This window comes from Archangium gephyra (assembly GCF_049060025.1).
Lineage (GTDB): Bacteria > Myxococcota > Myxococcia > Myxococcales > Myxococcaceae > Archangium > Archangium gephyra_A.
In genome coordinates this window covers 356663-372096 of the sequence record NZ_JBMEQQ010000002.1, presented here as the reverse complement: position 1 = coordinate 372096, position 15434 = coordinate 356663, and the positions used below count along the sequence as shown (strand labels likewise).

Genomic DNA, 15434 nt, shown 5'->3' with positions numbered 1-15434 from the left:
GTGGGGCTCAGGGGCTCGCGGCCGCCCGCGCCTCGCCTCGCGACAGCTCGTCCCGGAGCGCCCGCGCCTCCTGGAGATCCACGCACTCCCCTCCCGGCTCGAACCCGGCACAGGCCCGCTCCAGCATCCGCCGCGCCGCCTCCACCTGGCCCCTGTCCCGCAGCAAGCGGCACAGGCTCACCGTCGCACGCAGCTCGGACAGGCCCGCCCCCTGCGCACGAGCGACCGCGAGGGCTCGGACAAAGCACGAGCCCGCATCCTCGTCCCGTCCCGCCCGCCTCAAACACTCGCCCCGGACCAGGTGCAGGCAGGACTCGCCGCAACGCTCCCCCGTCGCCATGCCCTCGGCCAGCGCTTCATCCACCGCCGCCAACGCCTCCTGGACCTGACCCAGGGCCAACCGGGTCTGCGCGATCACCCGCAGGCAGGAGGGAATCCCATTGTGAATGCCCCGCGTGCGCCAGGACTCGAGGACACCTTGCGCGATGGCGAGGCCGTCCCGTGGCCGCCCCAGCCCAGCCAGGGCATGTGCCCGGACGAGCGCCGCCCACGTACTCCACAGTACGAATCGGCGTTCGCTCGCGAAGGTGAGGGCCCGGTCCACCAGCGTCAACGCCCCCTGTGCCTCCCGGCGGAAGAGGCGGGCCACGGCCACATAGACCTGCGTGGAACCCAGGGAGTAGGGATGACCGGCACGGCTGGCCAGCTCCAGCGCCTCCCGGGCACGGCGCCGCGAGTCCTCCACCCGGCCGAGCATCGCATACACGATGGCGCTCTCGGCCAGCGCCATCATCCAGGGATCGGCCCCGTAGCGGATGGCCAGCGCACGATGCTCCTCGAGCGAAGGCTCCGGGCCACGCAGGACGCGCTCCAGCTCCCGCGCGGCGTCCCACGGCCGCCCCCAGGCGAAGAAGATGACCGCGCTCAGCACATGGCCCAGGCCGCTCAGCCCCGGCTGCCCGTGGCGCTGCCCCAGGTCCACGAGCCGCTCCGCCAGCTCCTTCGCCCGGTGGTACTCGGACCGTCCCCGGTAGTAGGTGAAGAGCCCCCACAAGGACAGGTCGAGCCGCGGCAACACCTCGCCCACCTGGGAGAGGAGTACCCACACACGGGCGAACATCCGCTCCGTCCCGGGCGCGTCATAGCCATGCACCTGCAGCATCGCGAGGCCCAGGTCCATGCGGATCTCCAGCTCCCGCTGGAGGCGTCGCGGCTCATCCGTCAGGACGGGCAACAGCTCCAGCGCCCGGTTCAGATGACCCAGCGCCTCGAGGCTCTCCTGCCGCTCGAGGGCGAACCGTCCGGCCCGCCCCCAGTAGCCGATGGCCCGCGCGTGCTCCCCCGCCTCGGTGAGGTGGTGCGCGAGCAGCTCGGGCCTCGCCTCCACCATCTGGGGGAAGTGCGCCTCCACCGTCGCAGCGACGCGCCGGTGCGTGCGCCGCCGTGCGCTCCGGGACTGGGACAGGTACGCAGCCTTCTGGAAGAGCGCGTGCCGGAACTGGAACTCCAGCCTGGGCATTCCCTCCCGCTCCTTCAAGAGCCCCGCCTCCACCAGCCCGGCGACGTCGCGCCGCACGGTGGCCTCATCACGATCCGACAGCATGGCCAGCAGATCGGGACAGAAGACCCGCCCCACCACCGCGCCCAGCCGCGCCAGGGCCTTCTGGCGCGAGGGCAGCAGGTCCAGCCGGGCCAGCAGCAGCTCGTGCAGGGTGAGCGGGATGGACGCCGCCGCCCCGCCCTCCAACACCATGCGCGTCATCTCCTCGATGAAGAGGGGAATGCCATCCGTCCTTCCCACCAGCGCCTGGACCGTCTCTTCCGGCAGCTCGCGCTCCCGGGCCACCTTGCGCACCAGGTCCGCGGCCATCCCGGCCGGCAGCCGCTCCAACACCAGCCGGTGGAGCCCGCCGCTCCGGGGCCAGTCCGGCTGGAACTCCGGGCGGGCGCTCAGCACCACGAGGAACCTCGCCGTCCCCACGCGCTCCAGGAGGAAGCCCAGGAACTCGAGCAGGGAGGAGTCGGCCCAGTGGAGATCCTCGATGACCAGCAGCTCCGGCGGGGCATCACACGGACAGCGCATGAGCATGCAGACCAAGGACTCGAACGTCTTCTCCTTGCACCGCGCGGGCGTGAGCTGGTGCACCGGAGAGCCCTCGGCCACGGGCAGCTTCAGCAGCAGGCCCAACAGGTCCCTGTCCTCCTGGGACGACATGCCCAGACCCCGCAGCCGTTCCTCCAGCTTCCGCAGCCGCAGCGCGGGAGGATCCTCCAGGCGGATGCCCACCGCCGCCTGAAGCAGCTCGATGATCGGGTGCAGGGATTGGGCGGTGAACCGGGACCAGCACTGCACCCGGATCAGCGTGGACGACTCCGCCACCCGCTCGCACAGCGCCTCGATGAGGCGGGACTTGCCGATGCCCGCCTCACCACTCACCAGGACGGCGGCCCCCCTCCCCCGCCGCGCCTGCTCCCAGAACTCCAGCAGCAGCCCCAGCTCGCGCTCCCGCCCCACCAGCGGCGAGAGCCGCCCGGCCACGTGCGTCCGCTCGAACCGGGAGCCCACCTCCCGCTCACCCCGCACGCGGTGCGTCTCCATGCTCACGCTTCCCGACAGCCCCTTGAAGGCGTGGGAGCCCAGCGGCTCGGCCTGGAAGGCGCCCCGCACGAGTGTCCACGTCGTGTCGCTGAGGACCAGCTCCCCCGGCCCGGCCTGACGCGCGAGCCATGCGGCCACATGGGGCGCCTCGCCCTGGAGCCGCGCGCCCACCACCATCAACTCCGTGTGCACACCCCCGCGCACGAACAGGCCGGAGAGAGGCAGGTGCGGCAGCCTGTGCCGCAGCGAGTCCCGCAGCTCCCGGGTGAGCTGGAGCCCCGTGCGCACCGCGCGCTCCGAGTCATCCTCCCGGCCCTGCGTCCAACCGAAGCACGCGAGCACCTCGCCGCCCATGGACAGGGCCACGGAGCCCCCGTGCCGCTCGATGACCTCCATGCTGGCCTCGTGGAAGGCCTGCTCCAGCTCGCCCATGTCCTCGGTATCGAGCGGTGCTCCGCCCTCGGCGAGCCCCGCGAGCTGGCAGGACACCAACGTCACCTGACGCCGCTGGGGCTCGGCGGCCGGCCCCCGCGCCTCGTGCCCGGCCCCGAAGAGACGCCCGCGCAGCTCGCGCACCTCCTGCCGCAGCTCCAGTGCCGAGGAGAAACGCCGGGCCGGGTCCTTCGCCAGCGCGGTGGCCAGCAGCACCGCCACCTGCCGCGGCACCTCCGGGTGACGCACGCGCACCGGGGGGGCGGGCTCCGGGGAGGTCACCTGCCCGCGCAGCTCCGCCATCGTGGCCCCCTGGAAGGGCGGCTCCCCCGTGAGCAGCTCGTACAGCACCACGCCCGCCGCCCAGATGTCGGTGCGCGCGTCCTGCGTCTCCCCCCGCCACTGCTCCGGCGCCATATAGGCCGGAGAGCCTCCGGTGGGCTGGAGCCCGGAGCGGACCGGCTCCGCGGCCAGGTGCGACAGGCCGAAGTCCAGCAGCTTCACCGTCCCCTCCCGGGTGAGGAAGACGTTGCCGGGCTTGAGGTCGCGGTGGACGATGCCCCGCTCGTGCGCGTGCGCCAGGCCCGCGGCGATGGCCTCGAGCAGCTCCAGCGCGCGCCGGAGCCCGGGACGCTCACGCTTCAGCAGCCCGGCGAGTGACTCGCCCTCCAGGCACTCCATCACCAGGAAGGGCACCCGGCCGCGGCCGGGCGTGTGGCTCCACTCCGCCACGTCGAAGATGCGGACGATGTTCTCGTGGTCGAGCCGGGCCACGGCCCGCGCCTCGGCGAGCGCCAGCTCCTCGAGGCCCCGGCGGGGCAGCAGGAACTTGAGCGCCACCTCCCGCCGCAACGTCGCGTCATGCGCGCGGAACACCTGCCCCATGCCTCCCCGGCCCATCGGCTCGAGGATTTCGAAGCGCTCGCCCTCCGGGCCCCCGAGCCGCTGCCCCGGGACCGGCAGCCGTGAGGCCGGTTCCACCTGGAGCACTTCCTTCAAGAAGGAGTCACCGGACTCGGAGGCTCGCTCGGAGGACCCGGCGGCCCGGTGCTCGCCCGTGGCCGTCCACTCGTGCATGTCCTCTTGAAGAGCATCCTTGCTCACCTCAGCCTCCCGAGCCTCGTCCACGCGTGTACTCCTCCATGGAGGAAGAGGAGCGTGTCGCGGGAAGTGAGGGGGCCCGGTGGCCCCGCGGGGAGCAACGGGCCGCCCACCGGGGAGGCAGTCGGCGTGCGCTCACCTCGCCGGAGCGAGGCTCATTCCGGGCGGAGGTGGCTCACCCGTCCGTTCCGGAGCCTGAAGGACACCTGCTGGCCCGGCTTGCTGAAGAGGCGGTACAGCCCCTCGGAATGGACCTGGTAGGTGACCACCTTCTTCCCCACGTCCTCATACTCGATGTTGAGGGTGTAGCTCTCCTCGCGCAACAGGTAGTCCTCCGCGCGCACCGACACCGGCTCCGGCCAGCGCGGGGGCTCTTCGAATCCGCCGGAGGTCCTCAGGTAGTCCACGTCCTTCCACGGATAGGCGCAGCCGCTCTTCCTGAGCAATTCCGCGTCCCCGCCGTTGAAGGACATGTGAGGCACATGGGGGCAGCGCATGTGGCGCATGGTGCGCGTCCACGAAATGCCCACCACCTGGCCGGTGTGTTCGTCACTCATCCCCGACCAGGCTCCCCGCACCATGGAGAGGACGGGGAAGCAGCACGAGAACAGGAAGGCCAGACCCCCCAGCACGGACAACACGCCCTTCAGCGGTATCCGCACCGGTATCCGCACCCTGGGCAAGCGCGAGCGGAGCGAGGGAGCCGGTGGCAGCGCATCCACACGAGGCAGCCCGTGCGCCTCCACGGTGTCGAGCCATCGCCGCGCGGTGGCATCCAGGGCCCGCACCGCTTCGCGGACGTCGCCCACGGAGAGCGGGGGCCCCTCGCGCAGGGTGTGGATGAGCCGGTGCGGCACCACCTCGAGCGGTGCGTGCGCCTCCATCGCGCGCCGGGCTTCCTCCAGGAAGGCCTTGGAGGCGTCCACCTTGCTGGGAGGCAGGTCCCGGCCCGCGTACCAGGCGAACGTCTTCGGGGAAGCGGTGAGCAGACCCACCCGGAGCGGGCGCAGCCTGTGGAGGGACCCCAGCCCTCGCGCCTTCCCCAGGAGCAGGACCACGCCGGGCGGTAGCAGCGGCTGGGGGAGCGGAACCTCCAGGAGCCAGTGGAAGCCGGTGTCGCGCAGGCTGAAGCCCATGCCCTGCAGGTCGCCCGAGGCTACCCGGCCGTCTCCGGGCTCGGGAACCAACTCGAGGCGCAGGCACAGCTCGCTCCAGAGGGCGTGGCGCTGCCGCCGCCGCACCCGCCACCGGTACCCCAGGAAGAAGAACACGCCTCCGGCCGCCAGCGAGACCACCATCCAGAGGCCGAGGGTGCGCAACTGCTCCGAGGTCATGACGTCCCGGAGCGTACCGGCAGGGCCCTCGGATGGCGAGAGCCGCCGGCGAAGCCTCCGCCGGCGGCTCTTTCATCGGAGCTCCCGAGCCACCCGGCTCAGAGCGCCACGCGGAACGCCGCTTCCGTCTTCGACTTCACCTCGTCCAGCGTGACGCCGGGGTGCAGCTCCTTCAGCACCAGCCCCTCCCCCGGGACGACCTCGAACACGCACAGGTCCGTGATCAGCAGGTTGACCACGCCCTTGCCCGTGATGGGCAGCGTGCACTTCTTGAGCACCTTCGACGCGCCCTTCGCGGTGTGCTCCATCAGCACCACCACGCGCTTCACGCCGGACACCAGGTCCATCGCCCCGCCGGGTCCCTTCACCATCTTGCCCGGCACCATCCAGTTGGCGAGATCGCCGTTCTCCGCCACTTCCAGGCCGCCGAGGATCGAGAGATCCACGTGCCCGCCGCGGATCATCCCGAACGAGTCCGCGCTGGAGAAGAAGCTCGAGCCCGGCAGCGTGGTGATGGTCTGCTTGCCCGCGTTGATGAGGTCCGGGTCCACCTGGTCCTCGGCCGGGAACGGGCCGATGCCCAGCAGGCCGTTCTCCGACTGCAGCGTGACGTTGATGCCCGCCGGAATGTGGTTCGCCACCAGCGTGGGGATGCCGATGCCGAGGTTGACGTAGTAGCCGTCACGCAGCTCCTGCGCGGCGCGTTTGGCCATCAGCTCGCGGACGGGAGAGTCCTTCTTGGACGCGGCCGCGCCCTGCACCGTGCGGAACTCGATCCGCTTCTCGTACTTCTCCCCCTGGATGATGCGGTCCACGAAGATGCCCGGCGTGTGGATCTGATCCGGCTCCAGCTCCCCCACCTCGACCAGCTGCTCCACCTCGGCCACGCACACCTTGCCGCAGGTGGCGATCATCGGATTGAAGTTCCGCGACGTCTTCCTGTAGACGAGATTGCCCGCCTTGTCGCCCTTCCACGCCTTCACGATGGAGACGTCGGCGCGAATCGCCTCTTCCAGCACGTACTCGCGGCCATCGAAGCTGCGGGTGTCCTTCCCCTCCGCCAGCAGCGTGCCGTAGGCGGTGCGCGTGTAGAAGCCCGGGATGCCGGCGCCCCCCGCGCGGAACTTCTCCGCCAGCGTGCCCTGCGGCACCAGTTGCAGCTCGAGCTTCCTTGGCCAGCACCTGACGCTCGAACTCCTTGTTCTCGCCCACGTACGAGGCGATCACCTTCTTCACCTGCCGCTTGTTCAGCAGCACGCCCATGCCGAACCCGTCCACTCCGGCGTTGTTGCCGCAGATGGTCAGGTCCTTGACGCCCGAGTCCGCCACGACGGCGATCAGGTTCTCGGGAATGCCGCACAGGCCGAAACCGCCCGCGGCGATGGTCATGCCGTCCTTCAGCAGCCCGTCCAGGGCGGACTTCGCATCCGCGTATACCTTGCTCATGTGTGCCTGCTCCTTAGGTGGTTCCTCGGGTACTCTCGCGCGCCGACCTTACCCGGAATACCAGGGCAGACGGGCACAGTGACGTTCATCTTGCCGGATGGGGGGTAGCCAGGGGCCCGGCCCGGGGTCCGTGGCACCCTCACCCGTCCCTGTCCCGGGGGGGAGGGGTCGTGGGATTGTCCCGGCGCAGAGGACCGTTGCTTCGCGCACACGGACCCTTATCCTCCGCCGCCACCATGCCTGCTGCCTTCGACCCCAGCGCCGCCGCTCCCCCCGACTCCGGCATCTTCGGCCTCCCCCACTCCCCCGATGAGGCCCACGTCGTCCTCATCCCCGTCCCCTTCGAGGCCACCACCAGCTACGGCGGTGGCACCTCCGACGGCCCCTCCGCCGTCCTCGAGGCCAGCCGCCAGGTCGACCTCTTCGACGTCGAGACCGGCCGCCCCTATGAGCGCGGCATCGCCATCCTCCCCGAACCCGCCGAGTGGCGCGAGTGGAACTCCCGCGCCAAGCAGCGCGCCGTCCCCATCATCGAGGCCGGCGGCATCGACCACGCCAACACCGAGCTCCAGGCCGCCTCCACCGAGGTCAATCAGCTCTGCGAGCAGCTCCACGACGCCGTCTACCGCACCGCCAAGGAGTGGCTCGCCAAGGGCAAGCGCGTCGGCGCCGTCGGCGGCGATCACTCCATCTCCTACGGCATCATCCGCGCCCACGCCGAGAAGTACCCCGGCCTCGGCGTCCTCCACCTCGATGCCCACGCCGATCTGCGCGACGCCTACGAGGGCTTCACCTGGTCCCACGCCTCCATCATGCACAACGTCATGGAGCGCATCCCCGGCGTGAAGTCGCTCGTCCAGGTCGCCATCCGCGACATGAGCGAGGACGAGCACCGCTACATCGCCGCCTCCAACGGCCGCGTCCGCGCCTTCTTCGACTCCGACATCAACCACAAGCGCTTCGACGGCATCCCCTGGAACCGCCAGGTCGACGCCATGCTCGAGGGCCTCCCCCAGCACGTCTACCTGTCCTTCGACATCGACGGGTTGGATCCCACCCTCTGCCCCCACACCGGCACCCCCGTCCCCGGCGGCCTCTCCTTCCCCGAGGCCGTTGCCCTCATCTCCGGCGTCGTCCGCTCCGGCCGCACCATCGTCGGCTTCGACCTCACCGAGGTCGCTCCCGATCCCGAGGGCGGTGAGTGGGATGGCAACGTCGGCGCGCGCCTGCTCTACAAGATGATCGGCTGGATGCTGAAGTCCGAGCAGCGTAAGTAGGCACTCTCCCAAAGGGAGAGGGAATGGGCTCAGCCCCTGGGCAGCATCACGCTCAACGTGGTGCCCTGCCCCTTCTTCGACTCCACCGAGAGCCCGCCGCCATGCAGCCGCGCCAGCTCCGAGGCGATGTAGAGCCCCAGCCCCGCTCCCGCTCCAAACGGTTCGAACAGGTTGCGCAGATCCTCGTCCGAAATGCCCGGGCTCCCGTCCTTCACCCGGATCGTCACCAGCGACGGCGTGGACTCCAGCTCCACCCGCACCGCGCCTCCATGCCGCACCGCGTGGCCCAGCAGCCCGTCCAGCACCCGGCGCAGCCGCTCCGGATCGAACCGCGTCTCCACCGGCTCCGCGGGCAGCGCCACCTCCCACCTCACCCCGGGCTGCCGCTGCTTCCACGCCTCCAGCTTCTGGCGCACCAGCACCCCCACGTCCGCCACCACCGGCACCACCACCACCGTGCGCGCCGCCAGGTGCGCCGCCTCCTGGAAATCCCTCGTCAGCTCCTCCAGCGTCCTGAGCTGCGCTCCGAGCGTCTCCAGCGCCCCCGCCTCCCCCTTCCCCTCCGCCCGCAGCCGCTCCACCTGCGCACTCGCCGTGGACAGCGGGCCCCCGAAGCCCTTCACCACCCAGTCGCCCAGCGCCTCCATCGCCGACGCCCCCTCCAGCGGCTTCGGACGGGGGGCCTCCTCCAGCGCCTTGCGGATCAACGTCTCGAAGTCCGTGATCTCGAAGGGCTTGTGCAGGAAGGCGTGCGCCTCGGGCGCACCATGTGGGAGAACCGCGCTCAACAAGATGATGGGCACGCGGCCGAGGTCCTCGTCGCCCTTGAGCTTGCGACAGAGGTCCACGCCACTCAGGCGAGGCATCATGTGGTCCGTGACCACCAGGTTCGGCCGGCGCGCCCGCGCGAGGTTCCAGGCTTCCTCACCGTCGCGTGCCTGGATCACATCGTGCCCCAGGTCCTCGACGACCTGACTCAGCACCTCGAGCACCGCGGGCTCATCGTCCGCTACAAGGACGAGACTCATGGACCCATTCCATTCAACCCCGGACTTGTGCGCCAGTCCGAGGGACGGGAATGCTCGCCCTGCTGCGGGGTTCCCGACAGTCAGGGCGTCGCGAACCCGACATTGCCATGCCTCAAAGGGAGGACTTGACGTGAAGAACCAGGTGAGCCGCCGGGGACTGATGCTCGCTGTGTTGTTGGCCTTCACCGCCAGCACCAGCGCCCACGCCGACATGGCGAAGCGCCGCAATGAGATCGTCGAGGTGGTCCAGAAGGTCTCCCCCGCCGTCGTCTTCATCGGCACCGAGAGCGAGGCGGAGTCCCCCTTCCGCGGGCGCCGCTCGGCGATGGAGGACTTCTTCGGCACGCGCCAGCGCCAGCAGGGCCTGGGCAGCGGCGTCATCGTGGATCCCAACGGCATCATCATCACCAACGACCACGTCATCCGCGGCGCCTCGGCCATCCACGTGGTGCTGGCCGACGGGCGCGAGCTGGAGGCCGAGGTCATCGGCAGCGACGCCAACAACGACCTGGCCGTGCTCAAGGTGAACTCCAAGCAGCCGCTGCCCGCCGCGAAGCTGGGCATCAGCTCGGACCTGATGATTGGCGAGACGGTGGTCGCCATCGGCAGCCCCTTCGGGTTGAGCAAGACGGTGACGGCGGGCGTGGTGAGCGCCACCGGCCGTACCTTCAAGGCGGACGGGCGGACCTACAACGACTTCATCCAGACGGACACGGCCATCAACCCGGGCAACTCGGGAGGGCCGCTGCTCAACGTGGACGGCGATGTCATCGGCATCAACACCGCCATCTTCGCCAGCGCCCAGGGCATCGGCTTCGCCATCCCCGCGGACAAGGTGCGGCGGATCATGGACGAGCTCACCCGCTTCGGAAAGGTGCGCCCGGCCTGGGTGGGCATCGAGGTGCAGGCGCTGTCGCCGCGGCTGGCCCGGCAGCTCGGGTGGGACCGCACCTATGGCGTCATCGTCAGCGAGGTGGAGCCGGGCAGCCCCGCCGAGCAGGCGGGCGTGCGCCGGGGTGACGTGCTCGCCGAGATGGGCGGCTCGCGCATCTCCGACGCCGAGGACTACGTCACCCGCGCCCGGGGCTACCCCGCCCGCGCCGCCTTCCCGCTCGTCCTCTTCCGCGAAGGCAACCCGCGCACCCTCCAGGTGACGCCCGTGGAGTTCCCCCCCCAGTTGGTGGAGGCCCTGGGGTGGAACCGGCTGGGACTGAGGGTGAAGCCCACCCGCGGGGCCATGGCCATCCAGTCGGTGCGCCCCGGCTCGGCGGCGGACGAGGTGGGCCTGGAGCCGGGAGACCTCATCGTCCGCATCAACAACCAGCCCGTGGCCGAGCCGGCCTCCTTCCAGGAGGCCCTGCTGTCGGCCCGGGGTACCCGGAGCGTCCTGCTGCTGGTGCGGCGCGGCCGCTACGGCTACCACGTCACCCTGCCCTTCTAGGCAGGGCGAGGGAGCTTCCGGAGCGGGCCCCTAGCGGTCCCCGGGCCAGGGCCTGCTAGCATGGGGGCCTACATGAGCCAGGTTCGCTATCACCCGCTCGGGCCCCTGCTGGCCGGCGAGGGCTCTCGCGCCTTCCTCGGGCTCGCGCTCGAGGCAGGTGCCCCTCCCCGTCCGGTGGTGCTGGTATGGGCGCCTCCCGACGTCACCCGGGATTCAGAGCTGTCCGCCCAGTTGGAGCGCGAGACGCAGCGCGCCGCCGTCCTGGAGCATCCCAACATCCTCCGCGTCCACGGGCTGGTGCCCCTGGAGGCGGGACTGGCCCGCATCACCGAGTTCGCCGACGGCGAGTCGCTGCGCCGGGTGCTGGAGGTGCGCCCGCGCATCCCCCCCGCCTTCGCCGCGCTGATCGTCTCGGACGTGGCCATGGGCGTGCACTACGCCCACCTGGCCGGCAACGATGACGGCACCCCGCTCGTCCACGGAGACCTGCGCCCGGAGACCGTCATGGTCTCCTTCAGCGGCGTGTGCAAGGTGACGGGCTACGGGGCCCTCAACGTCGCCCCGCGCGAGCGCAACGGCCGGCGCGTGCGCAACCGCCGCAACTACAGCGCCCCCGAGCAGCTCATGGGCGGCCGCGAGGCCGTCACCGCCCGCACCGACGTGTTCCTCCTGGGCCTGCTGCTGCACGAGTGCCTCTCGGGGCGAATGCCCTTCCAGGACGCCTCGGACTCGGACCAGGCCGTCCTCACCCGCCAGCTCCCGCCCCTGCCCTCGGATGTCCCGCGCGGCCTCGCCGAGGTGGTGCGCATCTCCACCTCCAAGCGCGGCAACGAGCGCTATGCCACCGCCCTCGAGTTCCGCGAGGCCGTGGTGGCCGCCGTCGAGGGGCTCCCCTCCGCGGAGACCTTCTCCGAGTTCCTCGTCCAGCTCTTCCCGCCCGACCGCGACGCGCGCGCCACCCGGCGGCAGATGCTGGAGATAGGACTGGCGGACGTGGCCCGCCGCGCGCGCCCCTCCGGCAACACCGCCACCGTCACCCCCTCGCGCCCCATCACCGGCAGCATCCCCCCCGTCGTCCTCGACGAGGCGACGCAGAACGCGGACGCCGAGTTCCTCGACGTCCCCTTCGAGCAGGATGACGAAGTCGCCCTGGACTCGGTGATGGAGCTCACCGGCCGTCACACCGCTCCCGGAGTGGCCCGCCCCCTTCCCCCGCGGGAGGAGCCTCGCGCGCCGGCGCTCGAGGAGGAGCCCCGCACGCCGCCGCTCGCCGAGGCCTCCCGCCCCCTTCCTCCGGAAGCGCACGCGCCTCCGGACGCGCCCGAGGAGCCCCGTCCCCCTCCCGCCCGCCGGGCCGCTCCCGCTCGGCCCGCCAAGGCCGAGGAGGTGGACGACGCGCCCGCGCCCAGGAAGCGGCGTTCGCGTCTCCCGCTCCTCGCCGGGGCCCTGGCCACCGCCGCGGCCGCCGCCGGTGGTTTCTTCGTGTGGAACCAGCAGCAGCAGCAGCAGGCCCGGGAGAACCTCGCCCAGGCCGCGCCCCCCGCTCCGGCTCCGGCGCCAGCCCCCGCTCCGGCTCCGGCGCCAGCCCCGGTGGAGACCGCGGGACTCGCCCCGGCCGCTCCGGGAGACTCCGATGGGGGAACGGCCGGGACCACCGCGCGGCCCGCGTTGGAGGGAGACACGCCGGGAGGCACCGTGGTGCCCGCCTCGGGGACGCTCCCCGCCGCCCCGCCCGCTTCCGGAAGCACCGTGGCGCCCGCGGCCCCCACCACCCAGACGCCCGTGGTGACCACCCGCCTCCAGCTCTTCGTGATGCCGCCGGTGGAGGTGTCACTCGATGGCAAGCGGCTCGGCAAGACGCCGCTGATGGTGCCGCTGGCGCCCGGCCCCTACACGCTGGAGCTGACCAACAAACTCAAGGGGGTGCGCACGGCCCGCGCCGTCACCGTCCGCCCCCAGGGCACGACGAAACAGCGCATCCTCCTGGGCAAGGGCACCGTGCGGGTGCGCGCCCCGGCCGGCTCCCGCATCTTCCTCAATGGACGCAAGGCAGGTCCGAAGCTGTCGCTCTACGAGGGCGAGCACCAGCTCGTCGTCACCACCGGCAAGGCCCGCTGGGAGAAGTCCTTCCGGCTCGAGCCCCGCCAGCGCGTGACCTTCGACGTGGCCCACGAGAAGCCGTGACGTAGAACCCACGGGCCGTCCCGGAGCGCATGGAGCGCCCGGCGGCCTTTTTCTGGAGGGGGAAACCATGCAGGGAAGGATCGCCATGCTGTGCCTGGCCTCGCTGCTGACGGTGACGTCCGCGCGGGCCCAGGAGGCCCAGACGTCCGCCGCGGAGACCCAGGCGGCGCCCACCGCGCCCCGGCTCAACCGCCTGCAGGGCGTGGGCGACATCGACGCGCGCGCGGTGCTCAACGCGGACTTCCTGCTGGCCTTCGTCGACCTGGGCGTGGGCGTGGACGTGGGTGTGCTGCAGCTCGGCCCGGGCGTGCTGGCCATCGGCGGTGAGTTCCAGGCCGGTGCCTGTGTCTCCGCCTGCATCCTGCTCAACACGCTCACCGGCTATAGCTGGAGCCACATGTTCTACTCGCCGCACGCCCGCGCCACCTACCACCTGCTGCCGAGCAGCTCGGCCGGCCTGGCGAAGGTGGACCTCTACGGACTGGCGCTCGTGGGCGCCACCATCACCACCAGCCGCTTGGCCGGCTCCGGCTCGGGCACGGACTTCGAGTACGTGGGCAGCGACGTGGGCCCCTCGGTGGGCGTGGGCGTGGGCGGCAAGTACTTCTTCAGCGACAACCTCTTCTTCGGCGCCGAGGGCCGCCTGCGCTACTCGACCGGCGAGTACACCTACACCGCCCGGGCCGGCAACGTGAGCATCTCCGACTCCCAGTCCACCTGGAGCCTGAGCGGCTTCAACGTGCAGCTCTTCGCCGGCCTGCGCCTCTGAGCAGCCCCGGACTCCGGCCGGCTCACGCGCTCTTGCGGCGGCGGATCATCGCCTCGTACGAGCGGCCCACGCCCTGCGAGAGGATGAGCAGCTCGCCCACGTCGGGCGGGGTGAGCTGGCCGGGCCCGTTGTCCACGTACAGCAGGTGCACCAGCTTGCCGCGCACCAGCAGCGGGAGGATGACGGCCGTCGTCGGGTAGTCCCCTCCCAGCAGCTTGTAGAAGAGGCCCGAGGCCGCGTCCCGGCGCACCGGGCCCACGTAGTGCGAGCGCGTGTCCCGCACCAACCGGAAGGTGCTCGGCCCCTGCAGGCCGATGCCGATGCGCTTCACCGCCGCCTCGCGCACGCCCTTCCCCATGCCGCGCCAGCCCGTCACCAGGTCGCCCTGCACGCTCAACAGCAGGCTGCGCTTCCACTTGCCCAGCGCGAAGCGCAGCACCGTCGTGGCCACCTGCTCGCGATCCAGGCTGCGCCCCAGCTCCGCCTGGGCCTCGGCGAAGGTGAGCGGCGTGGGCGGCGGCGCTGGCGCCACCGGCACCGGCGGGCGAGGCCGCACGGTGGCCACCGGGTGCGGAGCCGCGACGGGAGGCGGTGGCCGCGGCCGCTCCACCGGCGGCAGGACGGGCACCTGGGGCGGCACGGCGGGCGGCGCTTCGTCCAGCACCAACCCCTCCGGCACGATCAGCTCCGGCAGCTCCGGCGGGGGCTGCTCCACCGGCGCCTCCGTCACGTACCCCTCGACAATCGGGGCCGGCGCCTCCTCCTCCACCATCTCCACCAGCTCCAACACCGGCTCCGCCCCCAGGGGCGCGCCCCCTCCGGTGAGCGCCTGCGCGTAGAGCGACTGGAACTCCTCCTCGCTGATCAGATCTCCGGACTGCTCCGCCGCCGCCGCCTTCTCCGCCTCCTGCTGCGCGCGCGAGGGCCTCACGGCGTTCATGTCGATGGCCCGCATCGCCCGGAACGCCTTGCAGTAGCGCCGCAGGAGCTGGTTCATCCGAAACTCGGGGATGACCACCGGCACCACGCGCTTGCCCGTCTTGAAGGCCAGCGCGTCCAGCGTCTCGATGTCCTGGGGGTTGATGACCGCCACGCTCATCCGCGTGGCGTCCACCCGCATCGGCAGGTAGTCCTTCTCGTCCGCCTCGTTGAGGTTCACCAGCTCCAGCGCGCGCGGATCCGGCAGCATCTCGCCCGAGGCGGACGCCACGTTGTGTTGCTTGCCGAGCACCCGGGCCAGCTCCTGCTCCGACAACAGCCCCAGCTCGACGAGGTTCGTCCCGAGCCGCCCGCCGTGGACGACCTGGGATTCGAGCGCCTCCTCCAGCGCCTCGGGGGTGATGACGTCTTCCTGAAGGAGCAGTTCGCCCAGGCGCATGACGGCACGGCTTGTAGCCGCCCCCCACCGCCTTCCGCAAGGCGCGCCTGCGCCCTCAATCCTCCGGGTGGTGACTGAGCGCCACCCGGTTGCCCTCGGGGTCCCGGACGTACACCGTCCAACGCGTCTCGTGCTCCAGCGCCACCCCCGCCCGGGCCAGGGCCTCCACCGCCCCGGCCCGCCCGGCCTTGGAGATGCGGAAGGCCAGCAGGAGGAGCCCTGGCTGCTCGTTCCGGAAGGGGCCGGGCTCCGGCTCCCCCGAGACCTCCTCCAGGGCCAGGAAACCGCCCCCCGGCACCCCGACCCAGATGCTGCGCAGTGAGCCGTCCGGCCGGTGGTGCCGTTTGAGCCTCGGGGAAGCCCAACACATCCCGGTAGAAGGCCGTAACCTTCTCCACGTCACGAACCTGGATGGCCAGATGATGGAAGCCCTGAACGTCCATGG

Annotated in this window: 10 protein-coding genes and 2 pseudogenes; 4 read left to right on the top strand and 8 right to left on the bottom strand. The window is 71.5% G+C overall.

The features are described 5' to 3' along the window. Positions 1-7 precede the first annotated feature (7 nt). The 4 genes and pseudogenes from ACN28I_RS01705 to ACN28I_RS01690 form a co-directional block, all read right to left on the bottom strand. Entirely contained in the window at positions 8-4135 is a 4128-nt protein-coding gene (locus ACN28I_RS01705) for a protein kinase domain-containing protein (RefSeq protein WP_420940429.1), read from the bottom strand. A 152-nt stretch (positions 4136-4287) separates the two neighbouring features. Beyond that, positions 4288-5466, bottom strand: a complete 1179-nt coding sequence (locus ACN28I_RS01700) for a hypothetical protein (RefSeq protein ID WP_420940428.1) — start codon at positions 5464-5466, stop codon at positions 4288-4290. A 98-nt stretch (positions 5467-5564) separates the two neighbouring features. Further along, positions 5565-6179 carry a 3-oxoacid CoA-transferase subunit B gene (locus tag ACN28I_RS01695; RefSeq protein WP_420948545.1) on the bottom strand — a complete coding sequence of 205 codons (615 nt, stop codon included), beginning with the start codon at positions 6177-6179 and terminating at the stop codon, positions 5565-5567. 36 nt (positions 6180-6215) lie between these two features. Beyond that, positions 6216-6912, bottom strand: a pseudogene (locus tag ACN28I_RS01690) (CoA transferase subunit A); the annotation flags it as partial. Between the two features lie 236 nt (positions 6913-7148). Here ACN28I_RS01690 and ACN28I_RS01685 point away from each other — a divergent pair. After that, positions 7149-8189 (top strand): agmatinase family protein, encoded by a 1041-nt coding sequence (locus ACN28I_RS01685; protein WP_420940427.1) that lies wholly within the window; start codon positions 7149-7151, stop codon positions 8187-8189. 29 nt (positions 8190-8218) lie between these two features. Here ACN28I_RS01685 and ACN28I_RS01680 read toward each other — a convergent pair whose 3' ends face one another. Beyond that, positions 8219-9217: an ATP-binding protein gene (locus ACN28I_RS01680; protein WP_420940426.1), complete on the bottom strand. Its 999-nt coding sequence runs from the start codon at positions 9215-9217 to the stop codon at positions 8219-8221. Between the two features lie 130 nt (positions 9218-9347). Here ACN28I_RS01680 and ACN28I_RS01675 point away from each other — a divergent pair, with 130 nt between their 5' ends. The 3 genes from ACN28I_RS01675 (at position 9348) to ACN28I_RS01665 (ending at position 13611) form a co-directional block, all read left to right on the top strand. Then, positions 9348-10658 (top strand): trypsin-like peptidase domain-containing protein, encoded by a 1311-nt coding sequence (locus tag ACN28I_RS01675; protein ID WP_420940425.1) that lies wholly within the window; start codon positions 9348-9350, stop codon positions 10656-10658. A gap of 72 nt (positions 10659-10730) precedes the next feature. Further along, on the top strand, positions 10731-12842 hold the full coding sequence (locus ACN28I_RS01670; RefSeq protein ID WP_420940424.1) for a protein kinase domain-containing protein: 2112 nt from the start codon (positions 10731-10733) through the stop codon (positions 12840-12842). Between the two features lie 67 nt (positions 12843-12909). Continuing rightward, the gene (locus ACN28I_RS01665) at positions 12910-13611 is read left to right on the top strand and encodes a hypothetical protein (RefSeq protein ID WP_420940423.1); all 702 of its coding nucleotides are present in this window, start codon (positions 12910-12912) and stop codon (positions 13609-13611) included. A 22-nt stretch (positions 13612-13633) separates the two neighbouring features. Here the strand turns inward: ACN28I_RS01665 and ACN28I_RS01660 are convergent, their stop codons facing one another. The 3 genes and pseudogenes from ACN28I_RS01660 to ACN28I_RS01650 form a co-directional block, all read right to left on the bottom strand. After that, the gene (locus ACN28I_RS01660) at positions 13634-14989 is read right to left on the bottom strand and encodes a hypothetical protein (RefSeq protein WP_420940422.1); all 1356 of its coding nucleotides are present in this window, start codon (positions 14987-14989) and stop codon (positions 13634-13636) included. Positions 14990-15044: 55 nt separating this feature from the next. After that, a complete protein-coding gene (locus ACN28I_RS01655; protein ID WP_420948867.1) occupies positions 15045-15287 on the bottom strand; it encodes a hypothetical protein in 243 nt (80 codons plus the stop codon). Continuing rightward, a pseudogene (locus ACN28I_RS01650) lies at positions 15265-15432 on the bottom strand (VOC family protein); the annotation flags it as partial. The pseudogene ACN28I_RS01650 and the gene ACN28I_RS01655, both read right to left, overlap by 23 nt. Between the last annotated feature and the right edge of the window lie 2 nt (positions 15433-15434).